At 66.6% G+C, this 26,217-nt stretch carries 23 protein-coding genes; 22 read left to right on the forward strand and 1 reads right to left on the reverse strand.

Annotated elements, in window-relative coordinates:
* Nucleotides 1-76: 76 nt before the first annotated feature.
* From JHD82_RS06745 to JHD82_RS06850, 22 genes are all read left to right on the forward strand, one after another.
* Nucleotides 77-3,991 carry a DUF3683 domain-containing protein gene (locus JHD82_RS06745; protein WP_199135792.1) on the forward strand — a complete coding sequence of 1,305 codons (3,915 nt, stop codon included), beginning with the start codon at nucleotides 77-79 and terminating at the stop codon, nucleotides 3,989-3,991.
* Nucleotides 3,991-4,446: an HIT family protein gene (locus JHD82_RS06750; RefSeq protein ID WP_199135793.1), complete on the forward strand. Its 456-nt coding sequence runs from the start codon at nucleotides 3,991-3,993 to the stop codon at nucleotides 4,444-4,446. The genes JHD82_RS06745 and JHD82_RS06750 overlap by 1 nt, the downstream gene beginning before the upstream one ends.
* Before the next feature lie 10 nt (nucleotides 4,447-4,456).
* Nucleotides 4,457-4,879: a gamma-butyrobetaine hydroxylase-like domain-containing protein gene (locus JHD82_RS06755; protein WP_013800837.1), complete on the forward strand. Its 423-nt coding sequence runs from the start codon at nucleotides 4,457-4,459 to the stop codon at nucleotides 4,877-4,879.
* 227 nt (nucleotides 4,880-5,106) lie between these two features.
* Nucleotides 5,107-5,838, forward strand: a complete 732-nt coding sequence (gene ubiE, locus JHD82_RS06760; protein WP_012207259.1) for a bifunctional demethylmenaquinone methyltransferase/2-methoxy-6-polyprenyl-1,4-benzoquinol methylase UbiE — start codon at nucleotides 5,107-5,109, stop codon at nucleotides 5,836-5,838.
* Nucleotides 5,839-5,891: 53 nt separating this feature from the next.
* Complete coding sequence (locus tag JHD82_RS06765; RefSeq protein WP_199135794.1) at nucleotides 5,892-6,908, forward strand: Tim44 domain-containing protein; 1,017 nt, start codon at nucleotides 5,892-5,894, stop codon at nucleotides 6,906-6,908.
* A gap of 122 nt (nucleotides 6,909-7,030) precedes the next feature.
* Nucleotides 7,031-7,669 carry an SCP2 domain-containing protein gene (locus JHD82_RS06770; protein ID WP_199135795.1) on the forward strand — a complete coding sequence of 213 codons (639 nt, stop codon included), beginning with the start codon at nucleotides 7,031-7,033 and terminating at the stop codon, nucleotides 7,667-7,669.
* Nucleotides 7,666-9,231 (forward strand): ubiquinone biosynthesis regulatory protein kinase UbiB, encoded by a 1,566-nt coding sequence (gene ubiB, locus JHD82_RS06775; protein ID WP_012207256.1) that lies wholly within the window; start codon nucleotides 7,666-7,668, stop codon nucleotides 9,229-9,231. The genes JHD82_RS06770 and ubiB overlap by 4 nt, the downstream gene beginning before the upstream one ends.
* 58 nt (nucleotides 9,232-9,289) lie before the next feature.
* A complete protein-coding gene (locus tag JHD82_RS06780) occupies nucleotides 9,290-10,738 on the forward strand; it encodes a sodium:solute symporter family protein (RefSeq protein WP_199135796.1) in 1,449 nt (482 codons plus the stop codon).
* 177 nt (nucleotides 10,739-10,915) lie between these two features.
* The gene (locus JHD82_RS06785; protein ID WP_199135797.1) at nucleotides 10,916-12,934 is read left to right on the forward strand and encodes a hypothetical protein; all 2,019 of its coding nucleotides are present in this window, start codon (nucleotides 10,916-10,918) and stop codon (nucleotides 12,932-12,934) included.
* A 219-nt stretch (nucleotides 12,935-13,153) separates the two neighbouring features.
* The gene (locus JHD82_RS06790) at nucleotides 13,154-13,465 is read left to right on the forward strand and encodes an FmdB family zinc ribbon protein (protein ID WP_034396889.1); all 312 of its coding nucleotides are present in this window, start codon (nucleotides 13,154-13,156) and stop codon (nucleotides 13,463-13,465) included.
* Between the two features lie 18 nt (nucleotides 13,466-13,483).
* On the forward strand, nucleotides 13,484-14,107 hold the full coding sequence (locus JHD82_RS06795) for a DUF502 domain-containing protein (RefSeq protein ID WP_012207252.1): 624 nt from the start codon (nucleotides 13,484-13,486) through the stop codon (nucleotides 14,105-14,107).
* Between the two features lie 41 nt (nucleotides 14,108-14,148).
* Nucleotides 14,149-15,951 (forward strand): aspartate--tRNA ligase, encoded by a 1,803-nt coding sequence (gene aspS / locus JHD82_RS06800; protein WP_199135798.1) that lies wholly within the window; start codon nucleotides 14,149-14,151, stop codon nucleotides 15,949-15,951.
* Between the two features lie 78 nt (nucleotides 15,952-16,029).
* Nucleotides 16,030-16,845, forward strand: coding sequence for a CsgG/HfaB family protein (locus JHD82_RS06805; RefSeq protein WP_199135799.1), 816 nt, complete (start codon nucleotides 16,030-16,032; stop codon nucleotides 16,843-16,845).
* A gap of 8 nt (nucleotides 16,846-16,853) precedes the next feature.
* The gene (gene nudB, locus JHD82_RS06810) at nucleotides 16,854-17,330 is read left to right on the forward strand and encodes a dihydroneopterin triphosphate diphosphatase (protein ID WP_141835246.1); all 477 of its coding nucleotides are present in this window, start codon (nucleotides 16,854-16,856) and stop codon (nucleotides 17,328-17,330) included.
* Between the two features lie 27 nt (nucleotides 17,331-17,357).
* Nucleotides 17,358-18,131 carry an endonuclease/exonuclease/phosphatase family protein gene (locus JHD82_RS06815; protein WP_012207248.1) on the forward strand — a complete coding sequence of 258 codons (774 nt, stop codon included), beginning with the start codon at nucleotides 17,358-17,360 and terminating at the stop codon, nucleotides 18,129-18,131.
* Between the two features lie 129 nt (nucleotides 18,132-18,260).
* Nucleotides 18,261-18,983 (forward strand): GTP cyclohydrolase I, encoded by a 723-nt coding sequence (gene folE, locus JHD82_RS06820; RefSeq protein ID WP_013800846.1) that lies wholly within the window; start codon nucleotides 18,261-18,263, stop codon nucleotides 18,981-18,983.
* A 111-nt stretch (nucleotides 18,984-19,094) separates the two neighbouring features.
* Nucleotides 19,095-19,976 carry an EamA family transporter gene (locus JHD82_RS06825; RefSeq protein WP_013800847.1) on the forward strand — a complete coding sequence of 294 codons (882 nt, stop codon included), beginning with the start codon at nucleotides 19,095-19,097 and terminating at the stop codon, nucleotides 19,974-19,976.
* Nucleotides 19,977-19,981: 5 nt separating this feature from the next.
* On the forward strand, nucleotides 19,982-20,854 hold the full coding sequence (locus JHD82_RS06830) for a DUF429 domain-containing protein (RefSeq protein WP_199135800.1): 873 nt from the start codon (nucleotides 19,982-19,984) through the stop codon (nucleotides 20,852-20,854).
* 45 nt (nucleotides 20,855-20,899) lie between these two features.
* Complete coding sequence (locus JHD82_RS06835; RefSeq protein ID WP_012207244.1) at nucleotides 20,900-21,544, forward strand: LysE family translocator; 645 nt, start codon at nucleotides 20,900-20,902, stop codon at nucleotides 21,542-21,544.
* Between the two features lie 62 nt (nucleotides 21,545-21,606).
* The gene (locus JHD82_RS06840) at nucleotides 21,607-22,494 is read left to right on the forward strand and encodes an alpha/beta hydrolase (protein WP_233174647.1); all 888 of its coding nucleotides are present in this window, start codon (nucleotides 21,607-21,609) and stop codon (nucleotides 22,492-22,494) included.
* Nucleotides 22,495-22,552: 58 nt separating this feature from the next.
* On the forward strand, nucleotides 22,553-23,578 hold the full coding sequence (locus JHD82_RS06845; protein WP_199135815.1) for an AraC family transcriptional regulator: 1,026 nt from the start codon (nucleotides 22,553-22,555) through the stop codon (nucleotides 23,576-23,578).
* A 142-nt stretch (nucleotides 23,579-23,720) separates the two neighbouring features.
* Nucleotides 23,721-24,734: a tripartite tricarboxylate transporter substrate binding protein gene (locus tag JHD82_RS06850; protein ID WP_199135801.1), complete on the forward strand. Its 1,014-nt coding sequence runs from the start codon at nucleotides 23,721-23,723 to the stop codon at nucleotides 24,732-24,734.
* Here the strand turns inward: JHD82_RS06850 and JHD82_RS06855 are convergent.
* Nucleotides 24,721-26,202: an amidase gene (locus JHD82_RS06855; protein ID WP_199135802.1), complete on the reverse strand. Its 1,482-nt coding sequence runs from the start codon at nucleotides 26,200-26,202 to the stop codon at nucleotides 24,721-24,723. The genes JHD82_RS06850 and JHD82_RS06855 overlap by 14 nt on opposite strands.
* Nucleotides 26,203-26,217 lie beyond the last annotated feature (15 nt).

A 26,217-nucleotide genomic window follows, 5' to 3' on the forward strand; every position in this document is an offset into this window, starting at 1 on the left:
CCTCGGGGCGCTCGCTTAAAATTGCGCTCCCACTTGGCTTAGCGGCGCCCCGAGAGCGCCAGACACGGTCTACCCCATGAATGTACCGATTGCGTTGGCAGCCCTGCAGGCACAGGCTGCCGAACCTGCACGTCTGCGAGAGATTCCCTACAACTACACCTCGTTTTCCGATCGCGAGATCGTGATCCGCCTGCTGGGCACGTCCATGTGGGATGTGCTCAACCAGCTGCGCCAGGAGAGGCGCACGGGCCGCTCCGCCCGCATGCTCTACGAGGTGCTGGGGGACATCTGGGTCGTTCAGCGCAATCCCTACCTGCAGGACGACCTGCTGCACAGTCCCGACCGCCGCAAGGCGCTGGTGGAGGCCCTTGAGCACCGCCTGGGCGAGATCGACAAGCGCCGTGCTCCGCAGCAGGACCCCGTGCGCGATGCGCTGGTGGGCCAGCTGGTGGATGCAGCGCGCCGCGCCGTACATGAGTTCAACGCCACCTTCGTCGAGGCCGAGCAACTGCGCCGCCGCGTGCAAAAGAGCCTGGGCCGCCACACGGCCAAGGACAACATCAAGTTCGACGGCCTGTCGCGCGTGGCCCATGTGACGGACGCCACCGACTGGCGCGTCGAATACCCCTTCGTGGTGCTCACCCCCGATACCGAAGCCGAGATGGCCGCCCTGGTGCGTGCCTGCATCGAGCTGCGCCTGACCATCATTCCGCGCGGCGGCGGCACGGGCTACACGGGCGGTGCGATCCCGCTGACCTGGCGCAGCGTGGTGATCAACACCGAAAAGCTCGAAGCCATGACCGAGGTGGAGATGCGCCGCATTCCCGGCGTGGACCACGAGGTGCCCACCATCTTCACCGAAGCCGGCGTGGTCACGCAGCGCGTGGCCGACGCGGCCGAGCGCGCGGGCTTCGTCTTCGCCGTGGACCCCACATCGGCCGAGGCCTCTTGCATCGGCGGCAACGTCGCCATGAATGCGGGCGGCAAGAAGGCCGTGCTCTGGGGTACGGCGCTGGACAACCTGGTGTCCTGGCGCATGGTCACGCCCGATGCGCAGTGGCTGGAAGTCACGCGCGTGGGCCACAACCTCGGCAAGATCCATGACGCCGAGATGGCCAGCTTCGAGCTGCAGTACTTCGAGGCAGACGGCAAGACCCCCATCCGCAGCGAGCGGCTGGACATTCCCGGCCAGAAATTCCGCAAGGAAGGCCTGGGCAAGGACGTGACCGACAAGTTCCTGTCGGGCCTGCCGGGCATCCAGAAGGAAGGCTGCGACGGCCTGATCACCAGCGCGCGCTGGGTGGTGCACCGCATGCCCGAGCACACGCGCACGGTCTGCATGGAGTTCTTCGGCAACGCCAAGGACGCCGTGCCCAGCATCGTCGAGATCAAGGACTTCATGTTCGCCGAGCAAAAGCGCTCGGGCGTGCTGCTGGCCGGCCTGGAACACCTGGACGACCGCTACCTGAAGGCCGTGGGCTACGCCACCAAGAGCAAGAAGGGCAACGGCCATCTGCCCAAGATGGTGCTGCTGGGCGACATTGCCGGCGACAACGCCGACGATGTGGCCCGCGTGGCCGCCGAGGTGGTGCGCATTGCCAACTCGCGCAACGGCGAAGGCTTCACGGCCGTCAGCGCCGAGGCGCGCAAGAAATTCTGGCTGGACCGCAAGCGCACGGCCGCCATCTCGCGCCACACCAACGCCTTCAAGATCAACGAAGACGTGGTGATCCCGCTGCCCCGCATGTGGGAGTACACGGACGGCATCGAGCGCATCAACATCGAACTGTCGCTGCGCAACAAGCTCAAGCTGTGCGATGCGCTGACGGACTTCTTCCAGCACGGCGACCTGCCGCTGGGCAAGCAGGACGATGCGGGCGACATCCCCTCGGCCGAGCTGCTGGAGGACCGCGTGCAGCAGGCCCTGGCCCTGGTGGCCGACGTGCGCACGCTGTGGCAGGGCTGGCTGGACGATGTCGAGAACCTCTTCCCGCAGCTGCAGGACCACACGCTGCGCGCCAGCTGGAAGACCCAGCTGAAGGCGCCCATGGCCCAGATCTTCGCGGGCGCGGCCTTCCAGCCGCTGCTGGCCGAAGTCAACGCCATCCACCAGCGCGTGCTCAAGGGCCGTGTCTGGGTGGCGCTGCACATGCACGCTGGCGACGGCAACGTGCACACCAACATTCCGGTCAACAGCGACGACTACGAGATGCTGCAGACCGCCCATGAGGCCGTGGCACGCATCATGGTGCTGGCGCGCCATCTGGACGGCGTGATCTCGGGCGAGCACGGCATCGGCATCACCAAGCTGGAATTCCTCAGCGACGACGAGCTGGCGCCCTTTGCCGCCTACAAGCAGCGCGTGGACCCCGAAGGCCGCTTCAACAAGGGCAAGCTGATCCGCAACGAGAAGCTGCAGGCCGTGGTGGGCCAGAGCCATGACGGCCGCTCGCCGCGCGAATCGCTGATGTTCGCCGACCTGACCAACGCCTACACGCCCAGCTTCGGCCTGATGGGGCACGAGTCGCTGATCATGCAGCAGAGCGATATCGGCGCCATCGCCGACTCGGTCAAGGACTGCCTGCGCTGCGGCAAGTGCAAGCCCGTGTGCGCCACCCACGTGCCGCGCGCCAACCTGCTGTACAGCCCGCGCAACAAGATCCTGGCGACCTCGCTGCTGGTCGAGGCCTTCCTCTACGAGGAGCAGACGCGCCGCGGCGTGTCGCTGCGCCACTGGCAGGAGTTCGAGGACGTGTCGGACCACTGCACGGTCTGCCACAAGTGCTTCAACCCCTGCCCGGTGAAGATCGACTTCGGCGATGTGACCATGAACATGCGCAACCTGCTGCGCAAGATGGACAAGAAGAGCTTCCGGCCTGGCAACAAGCTGGCCATGGCCATGCTCAACGCCACCAATCCGGACACCATCAAGTTCATGCGCTCGGCCATGGTCGGCGTGGGCTTCAAGGCCCAGCGCCTGGCCTCCGACGTGCTGCACAGCCTGGCCAGGAAGCAGACCCAGCGCCCGCCCGCCTCGGTGGGGCGCGCTCCCCTCAAGGAGCAGGTGATCCACTTCGTCAACAAGAAGCTGCCCGGCGGCCTGCCCAACAAGACGGCGCGGGCCCTGCTGGACATCGAGGACAAGGACTACGTGCCCATCATCCGCAGCCCGCAGACCACGAGCGCGGACACCGAGGCGGTGTTCTACTTCCCCGGCTGCGGCTCCGAGCGCCTGTTCAGCCAGGTGGGCCTGGCCACCCAGGCCATGCTCTGGCATGCCGGCGTGCAGACCGTGCTGCCACCCGGCTACCTGTGCTGCGGCTATCCCCAGCGCGGCAGCGGCCAGTTCGACAAGGCCGAGAAGATGATCACGGACAACCGTGTGCTCTTCCACCGCGTCGCCACCACGCTCAACTACCTGGACATCAAGACCGTGGTGGTCAGCTGCGGCACCTGCTACGACCAATTGCAGGGCTACGAGTTCGGCAAGATCTTCCCGGGCAGCCGCATCATCGATATCCACGAATACCTGCTGGAAAAGGGCGTGACGCTGCAGGGCAAGGAGGGCTACCTCTACCACGACCCCTGCCACTCGCCCATGAAGCTGCAGGACCCGATGAAGACCGTCAAGGCCCTGGTGGGTGACGGCGTGGTCAAGAGCGAGCGCTGCTGCGGCGAATCGGGCACGCTGGGCGTCACGCGCCCCGACATCTCCACGCAGATCCGCTTCCGCAAGGAAGAGGAACTTAAGAAGGGCGAGGCCGCGCTGCGCGCCAGCGGCGCCCTGGCCGAGAAGGACAACGTGAAGATCCTCACCAGCTGCCCCAGCTGCCTGCAGGGCCTGTCGCGCTACGGCGGGGACATGAACAATGGCCTGCTGGAGGCCGACTACATCGTGGTCGAGATGGCGCGCCAGATCCTGGGCGAGAACTGGATGGCCGAGTACGTGCAGCGTGCCAACGCCGGCGGCATCGAACGGGTTCTGGTCTGATGGCTGCTCCCGCTTCCTGCCCCCTGTGCGCCACAGAAGGCGGCCTGCCTGTCTGGCGCGGCCGGCGCCTGCGCGTGATCCGCGCGCAGGAAGAGGGCTTTCCGGCCTTCTACCGCGTGGTCTGGAATGCGCATGCGGCCGAGTTCTCCGACCTGGACGCCGCCGACCGCCAGCACTGCATGGATGCCGTGGTCGTGGTCGAGCGCGTCTTGCGTGAGCGCCTTGCGCCGGCCAAGATCAACCTGGCGGCGCTGGGCAACATGGTGCCGCACCTGCACTGGCATGTGATTGCGCGCTTTGACTGGGACAGCCATTTCCCGGGCGCGGTCTGGGCCCCGGCCCAGCGCCCGCGCAATGCCGAGCGCGAGGCCGAGGTGGCAGCGCGCTTGCCAGCCATAGACACGGCGCTGGTCCAGGCACTCGATGCCTGGCAGCAGCACCCCGCCACTGAATGAGGAGCACCGCATGGCCGGCCTGACCCCTGACACCCCAACCCCCGAAGCCCTGACCGTGCACGGCGCATCGCGCGTGCTGGAAGTGGCCTACTCCGACGGCGCAAGCTTTCGCATCCCCTTCGAGCTGCTGCGCGTGTACTCGCCCTCGGCCGAAGTCCAGGGCCACGGCCCGGGTCAGGAAGTTCTGCAGACGGGCAAGCGCGAGGTGTCCATCACGGCCATCGAGCCCGTGGGCAACTACGCCATCAAGCCCTTCTTCAGCGACGGGCATGAAAGCGGCCTGTACACCTGGGAATACCTCTACGAACTGGGCCGCCGCCAGGACGAGTTCTGGGCGCAGTACCTGGACCGGCTGCAGGAGTCCGGTATGGACCGCGACACGCCCATGCCCGGCAAGGCCAGCGGCGGCGGACACGGCTGCGGCAGCCACTGACGCCGCGCACGGGTGCGCGCTGTATGGCGCCGTTCCCCTCGCACCACATTCCGGACCTCTGTACGGCACAGGGTTATTGGGGGTGGTGCTATATTTAAAATAGCTTGAAAGTCTTTGTTTGAAGGCGTTTCAAGCTGTTTGTTCTTGATAACCCTTGCCCGGCAAAGCCCGTGGTCACACGGGGTTGTCGCTGTACGCATTACTACTGCTTGCTTAGCATCGTTGTTATGAGCACCACACATTTCGGATTCCAGTCGGTGGACGAGCGCGAGAAGGCCAGCCGCGTGCGCGGCGTGTTCGACTCGGTCGCTTCGCGCTACGACGTCATGAACGACCTGATGTCGGGTGGTCTGCACCGTGCCTGGAAGGCCTATACGGTGATGGTGGCCAACCTCAAGGAAGGCGACAAGGCGCTGGACATCGCGGGTGGCACGGGCGATCTGGCCCTGGCCTTCGCCAAGAAGGTCGGCTCCACCGGCCAGGTGGTGCACACCGACATCAACGAAGCCATGCTGCGCGTGGGCCGCGACCGCCTGATCAACAAGGGAGTGATCCTGCCCACCATGGTCTGCGATGCCGAGGCCCTGCCGTTTCCCGACAACCATTTCGATCTGGTCAGCGTGGCCTTCGGCTTGCGCAACATGACCCACAAGGATGCGGCGCTCAAGGAAATGAACCGTGTCCTGCGCCCCGGCGGCAAGCTGCTGGTGCTGGAGTTCTCCAAGGTGGCCAAGCCCCTGGAGAAAGCCTACGACTGGTATTCCTTCAAGATTCTTCCGGCCATGGGCAAGCTCGTGGCGGGCGATGACGCCAGCTACCGCTATCTGGCCGAGTCCATCCGCATGCACCCCGGCCAGGAGGATCTCAAGCGCCTGATGCAGGAATGCGGCTTCGGCCATGTGGACTATCACAACATGACGGGCGGCATTGCCGCGCTGCATGTGGGAATCAAGTGCTGAGCGCGCGAGGCGCTCGGTGAGGTGACGGCAACACGATTATTCGAGGAGATGACATGAAAAAGCTATGGTCTATGGTCTTGGTCGCGATGCTGGTGGTGGTCCACGGCACGGCCGACGCCAAGCGCATGGGCGGTGGCGGATCGGTGGGCAAGCAGTCGAGCAATGTGACGCAGCGTGAAGCTACGCGCGCGCCGGCGCAGAACACGCCGCCGCAGAACGCCGCCACACAGAACGCTGCGGGCAAGCCTGCCACGCCGCCTGCGGCCGCTCCGGCCAAAAAGCCCTGGGGCGCCATGCTCGGCGGTCTGGCCGCCGGCCTGGGCCTGGCCTGGCTGGCCCACTCGCTGGGCCTGGGCGCCGCCTTCGGCCAGTTCCTGCTGATCGCCCTGCTGGCCCTGGTCATCATGGTCGTGGTGGGCATGGTCATGCGCTCGCGCCGTGCAGCGGCCGGCGCGCAGCAGGCATCGTCCAGCCCCTTCGCCTTCCAGAACCCGGCCCCTGCGGGCGCGGGCAACATGGGTGGCAACGTGGACAGCGCACCGCTGGCACGCCAGTACAACCCCGAGAAGGTCGGCAACGACGCCTCGGCCCGTCCCTGGGAGCAGAACCACCAGCCGGCCGCCCTGGCCTCGGGTTCCGGCGTGCAGATCGGCTCTGCCCTGGCAGGCTCGCAGAACTGGGGTGTGCCTGAAGGCTTCGATACCGAAGGCTTCCTGACGGCTGCCAAGCGCAACTTCGTCACCCTGCAATCGGCATGGGACCGCTCGGACATCGCTTCGCTGCGCGCCATGATGACCGACGAGATGCTGACCGAGATCCGTGGCCAGCTCAGCGAGCGCGAGGTGCAGCGCCCTGGCCAGCCCAATCAGACCGACGTGGTCATGATCGATGCCCAGTTGCTGGGCATCGAGGATCTGGGCAATGACTACATGGCCAGCGTGGAATTCTCGGGAATGATCCGCGAGGACGCCTCCGCAGGCCCCACGCCCTTCCGCGAGGTCTGGAACATGACCAAGCCCAAGAGCGGCAGCAGCGGCTGGCTGGTCGCCGGCGTCCAGGCACTGCAGTAAGTAATTTGCAGACGACCGGCGCAAGCCAGGGATGCGACAGGGGGTCACGCCATGGGCTGGCCACTTGTCTCGACCGGATTTGCGTCGGCCGCATCCTCTCACTTCGGGAATAATCGGGGACTATGGCAACACAGTCCCCTTTTTCTTTTCTGAACGGTCTCATGGAACGCGTGATGGCCGGTCCGCAACCGCCGCAATGGCTGGTCAGCGAGGTGCATCAGCGCCTCGTGCTGTTCCTCAACCATGTGCTGATGCAGGAGAAAGAGGCGATGGAGCGCCTCGTGCGGCAAAAGGGCCGCGTGGCGCGCGTGCAGTGGCGCGGCTACTCCATGGCCCTGCAGATCACGCCCGCCGGCCTGTTCAACGTGGCGCCCGAAGGCGCGCAGCCCGACCTGCTGCTTGAAGTCACGGAGACCTCCCCGCTGGCCCTGGCCCAGGTGGCCCTGCGCGGCGACAAGCCCTCCATCCGCATCGAAGGCGACGTGCAACTGGCCGCCGACATCAACTGGCTGGTGGACCACGTCGAATGGGAGGTGGAGGAAGACCTGGCCCGCATCATCGGCGATGCGCCCGCGCACACTGTGGCCAAGGTCGCGCGCAGCGCCGCCCAGGCACTGCGCCAGTTCGTGGGCGCCCGCATGGCCGGCAAGCCCGATGCCGATGCCCCCGCCCCCGAGGCCGCACGTGCGGCAGCGCCCGCCAGCGCGCCCGTTGGTTCCCCCGTGGTATCCCTGCCCGGTTTCGAGAACGACAAGCCATGAGCCGGTTTCTTCGCGGGCTGACCATCCTCTGGGTGGTGTTCCGCTACGGACTCGACGAGCTGGTGCTGTCGAGCTTCGAGCATCCCTGGATGCGCCGCGCGCGCGCGGTGCTTACGCTGGGCCGGCGGCTGGACAAGCCGCGCGGCCAGCGCCTGCGCGAGGCCCTGGAGGAGCTGGGGCCCATCTTCGTGAAGTTCGGCCAGGTGCTGTCCACGCGCAGCGACCTGATGCCGCCCGACGTGGCCGAGGAGCTGGCCCGGTTGCAGGACCGCGTGCCCCCCTTCGATTCGCAGATTGCGGTGGACACCATCGAGCGCGCCTTCCGCAAGAAGCTGGACCAGATCTTCGTGAGCTTCGAGCGCGAGCCGGTGGCCAGCGCCTCCATCGCCCAGGTGCACTTTGCCGTGATCAGCGACCGCAACGGCGTGCAGCGCGACGTGGCCGTCAAGGTGCTGCGTCCGGGCATGAAGACCGTGATCGACAAGGACCTGGCGCTGATGCACATGATGGCGCGCTGGGTCGAGCGCCTGTCGGCCGACGGCAAGCGCCTCAAGCCCCGCCAGGTCGTCGCCGAATTCGACAACTACCTGCACGACGAGCTGGACCTGATCCGCGAAGCCTCCAACGCCGCGCAGCTGCGCCGCAACATGGAAGGGCTGGACCTGGTGCTGATCCCCGAGGTGTACTGGGATTTCTGCCGGAGCGACGTGATGGTCATGCAGCGCATGACCGGCGTGCCCATCAGCCAGGTCGAGCGCCTGCGCGAAGCCGGCGTGGATATCCCCAAGCTGGCACGCGACGGCGTGACCATCTTCTTCACCCAGGTCTTTCGCGATGGCTTCTTTCACGCAGACATGCACCCGGGCAACATCATGGTCAGCCTGGAGCCCGAGACCTTCGGGCGCTACATCTCGCTGGACTTCGGCATCGTCGGCACGCTGACCGAGTACGACAAGGAATACCTGGCGCAGAACTTCACGGCGTTCTTCCGCCGTGACTACAAGCGCGTGGCCGAGCTGCATATCGAAAGCGGCTGGGTGCCGCCGAGCACGCGCGTGGACGAGCTGGAGGCCGCCATCCGCGCCGTCTGCGAGCCGTACTTCGACCGTCCGCTGGCCGAGATTTCGCTGGGCATGGTGCTGATGCGCCTGTTCCAGACCTCGCGCCGCTTTCAAGTCGAGATCCAGCCGCAGCTGGTGCTGCTGCAAAAGACGCTGCTCAACATCGAAGGCCTGGGGCGCCAGCTGGACCCCAACCTGGACCTGTGGAGCACGGCCAAGCCCTTCCTCGAAAAATGGATGCTGGACCAGATGGGCCCGCAACGGCTGTGGCGCGAGCTGCTGGCCGAGGCGCCGCGCTATGCCAAGCTCATTCCCGAGCTGCCGCGCCTGATCCATCGCCGGCTCACGCGCAACTCCGGCGAGCACGACGAACTGCTCAAGGAGCTGCTGCAGCAGCAAAAGCTCACCAACCGCCTGTTGCAGGCCATCGTCAGCGCCGGCATCGGCTTTGTCATCGCGCTGATCCTGCTGCAACTGGTGGTGCGGCTGCGCTGGTACTGAGAACACTGACGGGTTTCCGGACCTCTCCCTTTTCCCACTTTGAAACAGGAGTGCCAGCGTGCTGCTCTCTATGGTGATCGCCTACCTGTTCGTGACCATCGCCATCGGCCTGTGGGCGGCCAGGCGGGTCAAGAACACGGCCGACTTCGCAATTGCCGGGCGCCATCTGCCCATGTACATGATCATCACCACCACGTTTGCCACGTGGTTCGGCTCGGAGATCGTGCTCGGCGTGCCCGCCAAGTTCATCGAGGGCGGCCTGCGCGGCGTGGTCGAAGACCCGTTCGGCGCGGGCATGTGCCTGATCCTGGTGGGCCTGTTCTTCGCGGGCAAGCTCTACCGCATGACGCTGCTGACCATCAGCGACTACTACCGCCACCGCTATGGCCGGTCCATCGAGATCGTCTGCTCGCTGATCATCATGCTCAGCTACCTGGGCTGGGTCTCGGCCCAGGTCACGGCCCTGGGCCTGGTGTTCAACCTGCTGTCGGGCGGTACGGTCAGCATTTCCATGGGCATGGCCATCGGCGTGGTGTCCATCCTGGCCTATACGCTGTTCGGCGGCATGTGGTCGGTGGCGGTGACGGACTTCCTGCAGATGATCATCCTGGTCGTCGGCCTGGTGGTGCTGGCCTGGTTTGCCAGCGACATGGCTGGCGGTGCCGGCAAGGTCATCGACCTGGCCGTGAGCCGCGATCTGTTCCAGTTCTGGCCCGAGCCCAGCTGGCATGAAATCCTCTTCTTCTTTGGCGCGGCCATCACCATGATGCTGGGCTCCATTCCCCAGCAGGACGTGTTCCAGCGCGTGATGTCGGCCCACAGCGAGAAGGCAGCCACGCGCGGCACCGTCATCGGTGGCTCGGCCTATATCTGCTTCGCCTTCGTGCCCATGTTCCTCGTGGCCAGCGCGCTGATCATCATGCCCGGCGAGACGGCTGAGCTGCTCAAGCAGGACCCGCAGAAGGTACTGCCCACCCTGGTCATGGACAAGATGCCCTTCGTCATGCAGGTGCTGTTCTTCGGCGCGCTGCTGTCGGCCATCAAGTCCTGTGCCTCGGCCACGCTGCTGGCGCCCAGCGTGACCTTCACCGAGAACATCTGGCGCCAGTTCCGCACCCAGGCCAGCGACCGGGAAATGCTGCTGGCCATGCGCATCAGCGTGCTCGTCTTCAGCATCTGCGTGCTGGCCTACTCGATCAAGATGGAAGGAACGCCCATCTATGAGCTGGTCTCCAGCGCCTACCAGGTGCCGCTGGTCGGCGCCTTCGTGCCCCTGGTCTTCGGGCTGTACTGGAAGCGCGCCACCACGCAGGGCGCCATTTGCGCCGTGGCACTGGGCATTGGCGTGTGGGTGGTCTTCATGGCCACTCCTGCCTTGCACGAGGCATTTCCGCAGCAATTGGCGGGCCTGTTGGCGGCTGTGACGGGGATGGTGGCCGGGTCACTGGCGCCGCAGTGGCTGGCCAATCGCAGCGCAGACATTCTTGAATTCAGGCCCGAAAGGTAAGCGCCGCTTCCTCGTCATTTGCAAAAACAATTGATGACAATCATCAATAGTTATTAACTATATAGTCGGCGGCTGGGATTGTGGAGGTCCCGGAATGCTGACTTGGGTGGTGTGAAGCACAGGTCGTGACAGTACGGCGGACCTCCGGATAGCAAACGCTTGGGAGGAAGCACCGTCATGAAAACACTCAAACTGATTGCGAGGGCTCGCCGGCTGAAGCTGCGGCCTGTTGCCGGCGTCCGGTTCCGATGGAGGTGGCTTGGAGGCGCCTTGCTTGTGCCAGCCCTGTGCGGCCAGGTGGCAATGGCTGCGCCGAGGATCCCGGTCGCTCCGGTCATTGTCTGGAGCGAGGACTTCGAAAACCCGCAGACACCCCCCATCACCACGGAGGGGCGGGATCTGCTGGTCTACCAGGGCGCGGACCCTGCGGGGCAGATGTATACCGCCGACCCCCTGTACCGGATGAGCGCCAACCAGTGCAATGGCATAGTCACGTCCTTCAACCAGGATCCAACTTCGGCGACGATGAGTGCGGCCTGCGGTTCCCAAGGCAATTGGAACGCCCTGCAGCAGATGGCGGAGGTCGCAGGGCGCTATCAGGGCCAGAGTGCGGCGGATGCGGTCAAAAATCACGTCATGGCGATGCTTACAGCGAATGGAACCTATCCTGCTGGCGCAATTGCCTTTCGCACCAAGGCCAATATTCCGCAAAGTTCCGGCAGCAGATTCCTCACGGCCCGTGCCGATGTGGTGGCGAACTTCTGCTCGTCAGGATTCGTCGCTCCGTTGCTGCGTTTTTCTCTTGTCAATGACGCTAATGCGGAACTGCCCATCTCCATGAACGCTGTCGATCCATGCGTGGATGGTGTGTCGTTCAATACGATGCCTATCGGTACTGGGATCATACAAACGGCCAGGGCCCAGACAGTGAACTCTCCCGGAGCCCTGCTCTTCAGCGGAGCCTCTGTCGGGTTTGTTCTGCACAACGACCAGACCAGCTCCATGGGCAACGATTCGTCGATCGACAACGCGCAGATCATCGATGTCACGCCGCAACTGGACAAGGCCTTCTCGCCCGCCAGCATTCAACTCGGCCAGGTCTCCCGGCTGACCATGACCATCACCAATACGACCGATCTGCTGCGCAAGCGAGGCTGGTCGTTTACCGACAACCTGCCTGCAGGACTGGTCGTCGAGGGCAATGCCAGCACCACCTGCCCCGGCGCGACCGTGCAGGCCGCAGCAGGCGGCAGCACCGTGACCGTGTCCAACGGAGACCTGGCCCAGGGCGCCGCTTTCTGCGAGGTGAGCCTCGACGTGCGCCCGACCGCGACAGGCAGCTTCACCAATGGCGCTTCCAACCTCAGCCTGATCGGCCTGAACCAGCCAGCCAGCCCGGCCGTGCTGGCGGTTGCGCCAGCGGCCGACATGCAGGCCACCTCCATCACGCTTCCCCTGACCATGGCTGTGGGCACGCCGGTCTCCGGCAGTTTCAGCTGCACCAATGCCGGCCCCAGTGCGGCCACGGCGGCCTCGTGCGTGATCTCCGGCCTGCCAGCCGGGGCGACCACGTCCTGCACGCCCAGCGTGCCCACGGCCTCGCCATTGGCATTGGGCGGCAGCATCGCCTGCACAGTGCAGTTCACGCCCACCACAACGGGCACCATCGCGGCCTTGGTGACGGCGAGCAGCAGCACGGTGGATCCGGTGCCGGCCAACAACACCAAGGCCCACCCCTTCAACCCCGTGGAGCGGGCCGACATGCAGGCCACCAGCGTCACGCTGCCGGCCACCGCCAACGTGGGTGTTCCCGTGAAGGGATCGTTCGTCTGCACGAATGCCGGCCCCAATGCGGCAGCCTTTGCCAATTGCTCCATCGCAGGGCTGCCGGCAGGTGCCAGCACCTCATGCACGCCTGCGGTGCCGACAGGCGCGCCGCTGGCCTCGGGTGCCAGCATTTCCTGCACGGTGAGCTTCACGCCCACCACGCAGGGCAGCCTGACAGCCACCGTGACGGCGGTCAGTGGAACCACGGACCCGGAGCCGGCCAACAATTCGCGGGACCAGGAGTTGGTGGTTGCTGCCGCATTGACGCCGGAGCCGGTCCCCGCCACCGGGGTGCCTGCCCTTGTGCTGATGGGTCTTGCCATCATGCTGGCCGGTATGGGGATGCAGCGGCGCCGGGCACGGCGCTGAACATGGACGCGGCAGGCGCCCCGGCAGCGGGGCCCGCACCGCCCTGATGGAATGCCAGTCCGCGCGACTGGCATTTTGCATTTCGGGCCATCAGGTACCGACTGATGCATGCGGCCTGCGGCTCTCCGGCCTGGGCCTTTGGGGGCAAGGCAGCCGCAGTATCGGGCGGATGCCTATAATCGAAAGTTTTGCATCTTCTCTCGTATAAGCATTAGCGCCATGCCTATTTATGCATACAAGTGTGGCTCCTGCGGTCATGCCAAGGACGTGCTGCGGAAAATCTCGGATGCTCCGCTGACGACCTGCCCGGCCTGTGGTGCCGAGGCCTTTTCCAAGCAGCTGACGGCTGCCGGCTTCCAGCTCAAGGGCTCGGGCTGGTACGCGACCGACTTCAAGAACAGCGGCAGCAAGAGCGCCGCCACGCCGGCTCCAGCGGCAGACACCCAGGCCTCGGATACATCTGCCGCACCTGCGGCAACTGCGCCTGCTGCGGCCCCCGCATCTGCTCCCGCACCCTCCACGGGCCATTAATCAAGGCTTGCATTTCTCATGTCCGCTCTGCGCAAATGGCTGTTCGCCGGCCTGCTGGTGATTGTTCCTCTGGTGATCACGCTGGGCGTGCTCAACTGGATCATCGGCACGCTGGACCAGACGCTGGCCATCCTGCCCGAGGCCTGGCATCCGGACCGGCTGCTGGGTTTCCACATTCCCGGCTTCGGCGTGGTGCTCACGCTGCTGATCCTGCTGGTGGTTGGTGCTGCGGCCAGCAACTTCATCGGCCGCAAGCTTGTCTCCTGGGGCGATGCGGTGGTCAGCCGCATTCCCGTGGTGCGCTCCATCTATTCCAGCGTCAAGCAGGTGTCCGACACCGTCTTCTCGGACAGTGGCAATGCGTTTCGCACCGCCGTGCTGGTGCAGTGGCCGCGCGAAGGCGTCTGGACCGTGGCCTTCGTCACCGGCTCGCCCAGCGGAGAGGTCGCCGCCTATCTGCGTGACGAATACCTGAGCGTCTTCGTGCCGACAACGCCGAACCCGACGGGCGGCTATTTCGTCATCGTTCGCAAGAGCGATTGCATCGAGCTGGAAATGAGCGTGGATGCCGCGCTCAAGTACATTGTTTCGATGGGCGTGGTGACTCCTCCGGATCTCACACTGCCCGCGGAATCCAAATAACAAACTGTCGCGCCCATCCCGGGCGCAGGAAGCTTTTCATCATGGCCATGCGCTCCCATTACTGCGGTCTAGTGACCGAAGCCCTGATGGGCGAAACCGTTACCCTGTGCGGCTGGGTGAACCGTCGCCGCGACCATGGCGGCGTGATCTTCATCGACCTGCGCGACCGCGAAGGCTATGTGCAGGTGGTCTGTGACCCCGACCGTGCCGAGATGTTCAAGACTGCCGAAGGCCTGCGCAACGAGTTCTGCGTGCAGGTCAAGGGCCTGGTGCGCGCACGTCCCGAAGGCACGACCAACGACAAGCTCAAGAGCGGCCAGATCGAAGTGCTGTGCCACGAGCTGAACGTGCTCAACGCCTCGGTCACGCCCCCGTTCCAGCTGGACGACGAGAACCTGTCCGAGACCGTGCGCCTGACCAACCGCGTGCTGGACCTGCGCCGCCCCTACATGCAGCGCAACATGATGCTGCGCTACCGCACGGCCATCCAGGTGCGCAACTTCCTGGACAAGGAAGGCTTCATCGACATCGAAACGCCCATGCTGGGCAAGAGCACGCCCGAAGGCGCGCGCGACTACCTGGTGCCCAGCCGCGTGCATGACGGCGAGTTCTTCGCCCTGCCGCAGTCGCCCCAGCTGTACAAGCAGATGCTGATGGTGGCCGGCTACGACCGCTACTACCAGATCACCAAGTGCTTCCGCGACGAAGACCTGCGCGCCGACCGCCAGCCCGAGTTCACACAGATCGACTGCGAGACCTCGTTCCTGGACGAAGAGGAAATCCGCGCCATCTTCCAGCGCATGATCACCGAGGTCTTCAAGACCCAGCTGAACGTGGATCTGGGCGAGTTCCCGATGATGACGTACCAGGATGCGGCCTTCCGCTTCGGCTCGGACAAGCCTGACCTGCGCGTCAAGCTCGAGTTCACCGAACTGACCGAAGTCATGAAGGACGTGGACTTCAAGGTGTTCTCCACCCCCGCCACGACCAAGGGCGGCCGCGTGGTCGCGCTGCGCGTGCCCGGCGGCTCGCAGATCTCGCGCGGCGAGATCGACCAGTACACCGAATTCGTCAAGATCTACGGCGCCAAGGGCCTGGCCTGGATCAAGGTCAACGAAGTGGCCAAGGGCCGCGATGGCCTGCAGTCTCCCATCGTCAAGAACCTGCATGACGCGGCCATTGCCGAGATCCTCAAGCGCACGGGCGCACAGGACGGCGACCTCATCTTCTTCGGCGCCGACAAGGAAAAGATCGTCAACGACTCCATCGGCGCGCTGCGCCTGAAGGTGGGTCACAGCGAATTCGGCAAGGCCAACGGCCTGTTCGAGAACCGCTGGGCGCCGCTGTGGGTGGTGGACTTCCCCATGTTCGAGCACGACGAGGAAAACGACCGCTGGGCGGCCGTGCACCATCCCTTCACCTCGCCCAAGGACGGCCACGAGGAGCTCATGGTCACCGACCCGGCCAACTGCCTGGCCAAGGCCTACGACATGGTCCTGAACGGCTGGGAGCTGGGTGGCGGCTCGGTGCGTATCCACCGCGCCGACGTGCAGAGCAAGGTGTTTGACGCGCTCAAGATCTCGCCCGAAGACGCTCGCGCCAAGTTCGGCTACCTGCTGGACGCGCTGCAATACGGCGCGCCCCCGCACGGTGGCCTGGCCTTCGGCCTGGACCGCCTGATCACGCTGATGACGGGTGCCGACTCCATTCGTGACGTGATCGCCTTCCCCAAGACCCAGCGTGCCCAGGACCTGCTGACGCAGGCACCTTCGCCCGTGGACGAAAAGCAGCTGCGCGAGCTGCACATCCGCCTGCGCAACCCGCTGGCGGCCACCCAGGGCTGAGGACCGGGCCTGGCGGCTTGATACGGACGGCAGAAGCTGGCAAAGCTTCTGCCGTTTTTCTTTTTGCGGAGAGCTTTCATGCGTTTTCAAGGCATTGCATCGGTGGCGCTGGCTGTGCTGGCAGGGCTGGGCCTGTCCGGCTGCGGGGAAAAGAAGACCGAGCTGGGGCAGGGCGGCTCGGAGATCACAGGCTCCGCCGGGCCCCTGGGCGCGAACAATGGCTCGCGCGAACTCGTGCGCTGCGACGCGCCCGTGGCCACGCTCGCCCTGGCCGAGAATCCCAACGGCTACGTCATGGGGTCGGGCTACCAGCTGCCCGCCTCGCCCGTGCCGCTGATCAAGCTGCTGGCCCAGCAAAGCGGCTGCTTTCGTGTGGTGGACAGGGGCGCGGGCCTGCGCGGCACGGTGCAGGAGCAGGACCTGAAGAACGCCGGCGTGCTGCGCGAGAACTCCACGGTGCGCAAGGGCCGTGGCTATGAGGCGCAATACACGCTGACGCCCAGCCTGACCTTCAGCGAGCAGGACGCGGGCCGGGGCCTGGCCGGCGTGGTTGCCATGATTCCGGTGCTGCGGGACATCGCGGGGCTGGCCGGCATGGTCGAGCAGGTCAAGTTCAAGGAGGCGCAAACCGCGCTGCTGCTGTCGGACAACGAAACCACCGAGCAGGTGGCCGCTGCCACGGGTGCCGCCCGCACCACCGATCTGGGCGTGGGCGGCATGGTGCTGGGCCGCCTGGGCGCCGCAGGCGCGGGCTGGAGCAATACCAACGAGGGCAAGGTCATCGCCGCCGCCTTTCTGGATGCGCACAACCAGCTCGTGCATCAGGTGCGCGCGCTGCAGGCCAAGGAGCTGCCACCGCCCGTGGCGACCAAAGCGGTCCAGGGCAAGGGCTGATGCCTGCCATGCCAGGCTACAAGATCCCTGAATCGGTGCTGGTCGTCATCTACCGCGATGACGGGCAGGTGCTGCTGATGCGCCGCACGGCACCGGCGCCTGAGGGCGGGGAGTTCTGGCAGTCGGTGACGGGCAGCAAGGACCATGAAGGCGAGTCCTGGCGCGAGACCGCAGTGCGCGAGGTGCGGGAAGAAACCGGCATCGATCCCGAGGCGCCCGGCTGCCTGCTGCAGGACTGGGCGCTGGAGAACATCTACACCATCTACCCGGCCTGGCAGCACCGCTATGCGCCTGGTGTATGGCACAACCGCGAGAGGGTTTTCGGCCTGCGGATTCCGTCCTACACCCCTGTGTTCTTGAATCCGAGGGAACATACCGCATCTGCTTGGCATCATTGGCATGGCGCTGCCGAGCGCTGCTACTCCCCGTCCAATGCGGAAGCCATCCTGATGCTGCCGCGATTCGCTTCACTGGAGCTGGACTGATCCCGATCCCTGTGTTCCTGACCGCCTATGACTGACAACGTGAAATCCTCCCACGAGGTGGACCCCGGCCCGTCCATACTGCGCGTCGCGACCTACAACATCCACAAGGGCGTGCAAGGCATGGGTCCCGTGCGCCGCCTGGAGATCCACAACCTGGGACATGCTGTGGAGCAGCTCGATGCCGACATCGTCTGCCTGCAGGAAGTGCGCAAGATGAACCACAAGGAGGCCGCGTACTTCGAGCGCTGGCCCCAGGTCTCGCAGGCGGAGTACCTGGCTCCCCTGGGCTACGAGGCCGTCTACCGCACCAATGCCTACACGCGCCATGGCGAGCATGGCAACGCGCTGCTCACTCGCTGGCCCGTGGTGGGCCACCAGCACGAGGACATCTCCGACCACCGCTTCGAGCAGCGGGGCCTGCTGCATGTGGAGGTGGAAGTGCAGAACCGGCGCGTGCACACCATCGTGGTGCACCTGGGCCTGATCCCCGGCAGCCGCGTGCGCCAGGTCTCACAGCTCAAGCGCTTCATCGAGCGCGAGGTGCCGCCCGGCGCGCCCGTGGTGGTGGCTGGCGACTTCAACGACTGGGGTGGCCAGATCAAGCGCATGCTCGGCGGTTTCGGCCTGTACGAATACGACGAATTGCCCAGCGTGCCCACCTATCCCTCGCGCCTGCCGCTGGCCCAGCTGGACCACGTCTACGTGCGCGGCCTCACCCCGCTGGGCCTGCATGTGCCCAAGGGACGCATCTGGTGGCGCATGTCCGACCATCTGCCGCTGATTGCCGAATTCCGCCTCTAGCCCCGGGTTCTGTCACACAAGCCATTCTTTTGCTATTAAAATGATAGCTTTCAGCGCGGGCAGAACCTGCGTTTGGGTGGAAAATCCCTTGCGTGCCATGCCGCGGGTTTCGCTGTTACCATGCCAGCCATGTTCAGAGAACTCGTCGACATGAAACAAGACAGCCAGGCCGAGGGCACCCCCGTCTCGGTCAAGATCCGCGAACGGTTGAAGCAGGCGCAAAAGCGCTTTCATGCGAACGACAACATCTCCGAATTCATCGAGCCCGGTGAACTCGAGCTGCTGCTCGACGAAGTCCAGGACAAGATGCAGGGCGTGCTCGACAGCATGGTCATCGACACCACGCACGACCACAACACGCGCGCCACGGCGCGCCGCGTGGCCAAGATGTATGTCAACGAGGTGTTCCGCGGCCGCTATGTGGCGCAGCCCGCCATCACCGAGTTCCCCAACGCCGAGCACCTCAACGAGCTGATGATCGTCGGCCCGATCACGGTGCGCAGCGCCTGCAGCCACCATCTGTGCCCGGTGATCGGCAAGATCTGGATCGGCGTGCTGCCCAACAAGAACACCAATGTCATCGGCCTGTCCAAGTACGCGCGGCTGGTGGACTGGATCATGGGCCGCCCCCAGATCCAGGAAGAGGCCATCATCCAGCTGGCCGACCTGATCCTCGACAAGACCCGCCCCGACGGCCTGGCCGTGGTCATGGAGGCTTCGCACTTCTGCATGTCCTGGCGCGGCGTGCGCGAGATGGACAGCAAGATGCTGAACTCCGTCATGCGCGGCGCCTTCCTCACCAATCCTGAACTGCGCCGCGAGTTCCTCTCGCTGGTGTCCAGCCGCAGGTAACTCCCCGGGGTGGCGTCCCCGGACGCCTCAGACAAGACCCCAGGCTGCGCAGTGCGCGGCCTTTTTTCTTTCCCGCGCCAAGCCCGAGCCCCGCTTTCCCCGGACCTGCCCATGTCGCTGCAAGCCTTTGCCCTGATCATCATTGCCGGCCTCATCCATGCCGGCTGGAACATCGTGGCCAAGAAGGCGGGCGGCGACTCGCGCTTCGCCTTCTTCACCTCGGTCATCATGATGGTGATCTGGGCACCGCTGGGCTGGTGGGTGGGGCGCGATGTGGTGCCCACATGGGGCCGCAACGAATGGCTGGTGGTGCTGGCCAGCGGCCTGCTGCACGTGGCCTACTACGTCACCTTGCTGCGCGGCTACCGCAGCGCGGACCTCACCGTGGTCTATCCGCTGGCGCGCGGCTCGGGGCCGCTGCTGTCGTCCATGGTGGCGGTGGTCTTCCTGGGGGAGCAGATTTCCTCGCTGGGTGTGCTGGGCATTGCCGGCGTGGTGGTTGGCGTGTTCCTGATCGCGGGCGGCCCCGGCCTGCTGCGCGCGCGCCATGACCCCGAAGCGCGCGAGCGGCTGCGGCTGGGCCTGTGGTACGGCCTGCTGACGGGCGCCTTCATCGCCAGCTACACCGTGGTGGACGGCTACGGCGTGAAGATGCTGCTGATGTCGCCCATCCTCATCGACTACATGGGCAACTTCGTGCGCGTATTCCTGCTCGCTCCCGTGGTGCTGCGCGACCTGCCCACTGCGCGCAGCCTGTGGCGCACGCAGTGGCGTTTCGCGGCCCTGGTGGCGCTGATCAGCCCCATCGCCTATGTGCTGGTGCTCTACGCCATGCAGGATGCGCCCATGTCGCACGTGGCGCCTGCGCGCGAAGTCTCCATGCTGTTCGCGGCGCTGATCGGCGGCCACATGCTGCGCGAAGGAGACCGCCTGGCGCGCATTGCGGGCGCGGTGTGCATTGCTGTCGGCGTGACGGCGCTGGGCCTGGGCTGAGCGCCATGGCGGCAATACGGGTGCTGGGCTGCGATTTCAGCAGCCGGCCTACGGCGCGCAAGCCCATCACCATGGCCCTGGGCCACCTGCTGGCTGGCGACACGGTGATCCTGCAGGATTTGCTGGAGTTCGCCTCGCTGGACGCATGGGCCGCCTGGCTGGCCCGGCCCGCCGATTCGGCGCAGTCGGCGCAGTCGGCCTGGGTGGGCGGATTCGACCTGCCTTTTGGCCTGCCGCGCGAACTGGTGGAGCAACTGGGCTGGCCCACGGACTGGGCGGCCTGCATGGATCACTACGCCGGCCTCACGCGCCAGGCCATACGCGACCAGTTCAAGGCCTTTTGCGCGGCGCGGCCCGCAGGCGGCAAGTTCGCGCACCGCGCCACGGACTGGCCTGCCGGTGCCAGCCCTTCCATGAAGTGGGTCAATCCGCCCGTAGCCTACATGCTGCATGCCGGGCTGCCCTTGCTGCGCGCGGCCGGCGTGCATCTGCCGGGCCTGCAGCCGCCCGGCGAAGGCGATGTGCGCCGCGTGGCGCTGGAAGCCTACCCGGGCATGCTGGCGCGTGCCGTGATGGGCCGCCTCAGCTACAAAAGCGACGAACCCGCGCGGCAAACGTCCGAACGCCATCAGGCGCGTGTGCAATTGCTGGCGGCGCTGGAGAGCGGCGACAACCCGCTGGCGCTGCGCCTGCGTATCGACGCCGAAGAAACCCGCAACCAGTTGCTGGCGGACGGCAGCGGAGACCGGCTGGACGCCGTGATCTGCATGCTGCAGGCCGCCTGGGCGGCAGCACGCCATGCGCAGGGCGATGCGCTCTACGGGCTGCCGCACGACCTGGATCCGCTGGAAGGCTGGATCGTCACGGCGCAAGCCTGACCCAAGCCGCGCTGGAACATGCGATGAATCGAAAAGAGAGAAGCGATGCCGACCTTTGAAACCCTGCTGGCCTTTTTCGGCGTGGCCGTGCTGCTGGGCCTGAGCCCGGGGCCTGACAACCTGTTCGTGCTCATGCAATCGGCCCAGCGTGGCTGGCGCGTGGGCCTGTGCGTGGTGCTGGGCCTGTGCCTGGGGCTGGTGGTGCATACGGCGGCGGTTGCGTTGGGCCTGGCGGCGCTGGTGGCTGCATCGCCCCTGCTGTTCACCGCCATCAAGCTGTGCGGCGCGGCCTATCTGGCCTGGCTGGCCTGGGGCGCGCTGCGCGCCGTGGCCCGGCCGGGCGAGATGCCGCTGGCCGGCGCAGCCGACCCGCTGACCCCCGCACGGGCGCTGCGCTGGGTGGGGCGTGGCGTGGTGATGAACCTCACCAATCCCAAGGTGCTGATCTTCTTCCTGGCCTTTCTGCCGCAGTTCGCGGACCCCGCACGCGGCAGCGTGGCCACCCAGGTGATGGTGCTGGGCTGCGTGTTCATGCTGGCGGCGCTGCTGGTGTTCGGCGCCATCGCCTGCTGTTCGGGCTGGTTCGGCGTGCTGCTTCAGCGCTCCGTGCGCGCCCAGAACTGGCTCAACCGCGTGGCCGGGCTGGTCTTTCTGGGCATGGCCGTGCGGCTGGCCCTGGTGCAGCGTTAGGAATACTCTGCTTTTCGCTGCGGGCCACGGCGCAAGGGCCGGGCCGTGGCACAGTCCACGCCATGCTTTCCCGATTGCGCAATCTTTCATGGCCTGCCGCCTTGCTGATGGCGGGATTGTCCGGACTGGCCCTGCTGATGGCGGCGGCCTGGCTGGTGGGCAGCCTGTTGAGCCAGCCGGACCACCAGCCTGTCGGCGCGCCGCCCGCGGACTGGCCGGTCCAGACGCTGCAGTTGCCCACCGACGAGGGCGGGCAGGTCCGGGGCTGGTTTGCCAAGGGGCAGCCGGGCCATGGTGCCGTGCTGCTGCTGCACGGCGTGTACGCAGACCGGCTGGCCATGCTGGCGCGTGCGCGCATGCTCCATCGGCAGGGATACTCCGTCTGCCTGATCGACCTGCCCGCGCACGGCGAAAGCAGTGGCGAGCGCATCAGCTTCGGCATGGTCGAAGGCGCAGGCGTGCGTGCCGCCATGGCCTATGTGCGGCAACAGCTGCCGGGCGAGAAGGTGGCGGTGATCGGCACATCGCTGGGCGGCGCGGCCCTGCTTTTGTCCCATGTGGCGCCGGGGCCGGATGCGGTGGTGCTGGAGTCCGTGTTCCCCGACATACGGCAGGCCATAGACAACCGCGTGCGCGCGCACATCGGCTGGCTGGCGGACGTGGTCACGCCCTTGCTGGCGTGGCAGCTGCCGCTGCGCCTGCATCTGGAGCTGGCGCAACTGCGTCCCATCGACCATGTGAAGGCGCTGGGTGCTCCCGTGCTGATCGCTGCCGGCCTGCAGGACCGGCACACCACGCCCGCAGAAACGCGCGAGCTGTTCAATGCGGCGCGTGAACCCAAGGCGCTGTGGATGGTGGAAGGCGCCGCGCATGTGGACCTGTACGACTACGCGCCCAAGCCCTACGAGCAGCGGGTGCTCGGATTCCTGGATCGATATCTGGGCCATTGATGGAGACAATGGCGGGCAGGCCTTGACCTGCCCATCTGACGCCGTCTCCACCAAGCCCATGCCACAGACCACGGCCCACACCATTGCCATTGCCCAGGTCCTGCAGATCGTGCAGGGCGTGCAGCGCAATGGCATGGATGTGCCAGCCATCCTGCGCCGCGCCGGCATTGCGCCGGCCCTGCTGGACGCGCCGCTGTCGCGCGTGACCCAGGCGCAGTACGCGGCGCTGATCCGCGTGCTGCGCCGTGTCTGCCGCGACGAGCTGTGGGGCCTGTGCCGCCATCCGCTGCCCGTGGGCAGTTTTGCCCAGGCCTGCCGCAGCATGCTGCCTTGCCGCACGCTGGGCGAGGCATTGCAGGCCGGGCTGCGTTTCTACCGCCTGGTGCTGCGCGACTTCGCTCCCCGGCTGCAGGTGGTGGATGGCGTGGCCCGCATCGCCATGGTGTCGCTGCGCGAGCGTGATGCGCCGCTGGCCTATGCCGAGCGTTCCTTTTGCTTTCTGGGCTATGGCGTCATGTCCTGGCTGGTGTCGCGCAGGATTGAGCTGACGGGCGTATGCGCGCCGGTCGGAGCCAGCATGCCGTATGGCACGGAGGCGCAGCGCCTGTTCCTGGCGCCGCTGCAGCGGGACCGCGACTTCACGGGGCTGGAGTTCGATGCGCGCTGGCTGGAGCTGCCCGTGGTGCAGACCCCGGAGAGCCTGGCCGAATTCCTGGACCAGGCGGCCATGGGCCTGGTGATCCGCTACCGCGACCGCACGCGCCTGGGCGAGCGCATCCGCCGCCTGCTGCGCCGAGACCTGGCGGGGGAGCTGCCTTCGCTGGAGCAGGTGGGCGCCGCGCTGTCCATGACACCGCAGACGCTGCGCCGCCGCCTGCGCGACGAAGGCCTGGGCTTCCAATCCCTCAAGGACGATCTGCGCCGCGACGCCGCCATCGAACTGCTGAACCGCCCGGATCTGACCCTGGCCGACATCGCGGCCCGCGTGGGGTTTGCGGAGGCCAGCACCTTTCACCGCGCCTTCAAGGGCTGGACCGGCCTGCCGCCGGGCGCCTACCGGCAGGCCCAGCATCGCGGCCGCTGATCTTTTTTGCCAATCATTTTGAGACGATCGGCGATTGGTGGCTGAAGGCCCGGTGGCCACACTGTCCATGGACCCTGCCACTGCGGCAGGGCACACCGTCCCGCCAACGAGGGCGGAGCACCGAAGGACAAGGAGACAAGCCATGGAATCGAGCCGACGCGGCTGCCTGCGGGCAGCGCTGGCATGCGCCGCCAGCGCCTCACTGGGTGCCGCCCTGGGAACGGCATCGCCGATCGCCTTTGCACAGCCGGCAGGCGGTGCCTATCCGTCCAAGCCGCTGCGCATGGTGATTCCCTATCCGGCGGGTGGCGGCACGGACATCATCGGCCGCATCATTGCCCAGCAACTGAGCCAGGCCTGGGGCCAGCCCGTGGTGGTGGAGAACCGGCCGGGCTCCAGCGGCATCATCGGCGGCGATGTGGTGGCCAAGTCGGCGCCAGACGGCTATACGCTGCTGCTGGGGATCACGGCCATGATCCAGGCGCCTGCGCTGTACGCCAGGATGCCTTATGACGTGCTCAAGGACTTTGCCCCCGTATCGCAGGTGGCCTTGTCCTCGGACCTGTTCGTGGTGCCGCGCGACGTGCCGGCCACGACGCTGCAGGAGTTCATCGCCCTGGTCAAGGCCCATCCGGGCAAGTACAGCAACGGCAACTACGGCAACGGCACCTCCTCGCACATGCATGGCGAGCTGCTGCGTGCCCGGGCCGGGCTGGATCTGGCGCTGATTCCCTACAAGGGCGCGGCGCCGCTGGTCAACGATGTGCTGGGCGGGCAGCTGTCGTCGGCTTTCATCGACGTGTCTTCGGCCAATGCGCACCTGAAGTCCGACAAGATCCGCATCCTGGCCATCACCGGCATGCAGCGCCATCCGGCGCTGCCCGAGGTGCCCACCTTTGCCGAGCTGGGGCTGGCGGGCTTCGAGGCCAACGGCTGGTTCGCCACCTTCGTGGCGGCGGGAACGCCCCGGCCCATCGTGGACAAGCTCTCGGCCGAGGTGCGGCGCATCGTGGCCTCGCCCGAACTCAGCGGGCGCCTGGCGGCCATGGGGCTGCGCCCGGTGGGCGGCACGCCCGAGGAGCTGTCAGCGGCCATGGCGCGCGACCTGCCGCGCTGGGCGCGCATCGTCAAGGATGCGGGAATCAGGCTGGAGTAGCAGGCACTGCGCGTGCCCGCGCCTGTGCCCCGTCTTCGCTGTCGCCAGTGCCCCGGCCCGGCGGCAGGGGCTGTGGCCAGGCAGGCTGCGGCGGCCGCAGCTGCTCCAGCACACGGCTGAGCCGCAGCACGCCCAGGTCGTCAAAGCGCCGGCCCGCAATCTGCACGCCGATGGGCAACTGCCCGTCATGCCCGCAGGGCACGGACGCGGCGGGCTGCTCGGACATGTTGTAGGGCACGGTGAAGGCAATGTGCTCCAGCGGTCGCAGCGGGTCGTTGGTGGGGCTGGGCAGGTGGGCCGGGAAGGCCGTGATGGGCGCCACGGGGGACAGCACATAGTCGAAGGCCGCCGTGGCCCGCACCGTGGCCACGCGCAGCAGGTGCGACTGCTGGCTTGCCACGAACAGCTGGGTGGCGGTGATGGACCCGGCACTGTCGGCCCAGTCGCGGATGAAGGGCAGGACCACGCGGCGCTGGGCGTCCGGCAGCGACTGCATTTCCACATGCGAGCGCATGCGCCAGAAATGGTCGAGGCCGTCGAGCATGTCGCGGGTGAGCCAGGGCTGGATGATCTCGATATGGGCTCCGGCCGATTCCAGCCAGGCCGCAGCCTGCTCCACCACGGCACGCACGCGCGGCTGCAGGGGCAGGCCGCAGCCGGCATCCAGCAGCAGGCCTATGCGCAGGCCGCGCACCTGGGCGGGGTCCATGTCGAAGCCGCTCCAGGCAATGTCCTGGTGCGGCAGGCCCATGCTGTCGCGCGCATCGGGCAGCGACAGCGCCTGCATCATCAGCGCGGCATCGGCCACGCTGCGCGTCATGGGGCCGGCGCAGCGGCCGGTGTAGGGCGGGTCGATGGGCACGCGGCCCAGGCTGGGCTTGAGTCCGAAGATGCCGCACCAGCCTGCGGGCAGGCGGATGGAGCCGCCAATGTCCGTGCCCACATGCAGCGGCCCGTAGCCGGCCGCCGCAGCGGCGCCCGCGCCTGCGCTGGAGCCGCCCGGCGTCTTGTCCGGATCCCAGGGGTTGAAGGTGTTGCCGTGCAGCGAGGACAGGCCCGAGGACAGCATGCCGTAGTCGGGCATGGTGGTCTTGGCGAAGAGGATGGCGCCCGCTTCGCGCAGCCGCGCGGCGGGCGGTGCGTCCAGCGGGGCGGCGACCTGGGGCGTGGCGGCCGTGCCCACGGGGGTGGGGTCGCCGCGCGTGGCGATGTTGTCCTTGACCGTGGCGGGGACGCCGTCGAGCAGGCCTGCCGGCTCGCCGCGCAGCCAGCGGGCCTCGCTGGCGCGTGCCTGGGCCAGTGCGGCCTCGGGGCGCAGCAGGTAGGTGGCGCCCAGGGCCGGCTCCCAGCGCTGCACATGGGCCAGCAGCTCGTGCATGACCTCGACGGGCGAGAGGCTGCGCTCCCGGTAGGCGCGCAGCAGCGCATGGGCGGGTAGGTCGTGCAGGGCCTGTGTCGTTCCAGTCATCGCGGCTTCCTCGAG

This window comes from Delftia sp. ASV31 (assembly GCF_016428765.1).
Lineage (GTDB): Bacteria > Pseudomonadota > Gammaproteobacteria > Burkholderiales > Burkholderiaceae_C > Comamonas > Comamonas acidovorans.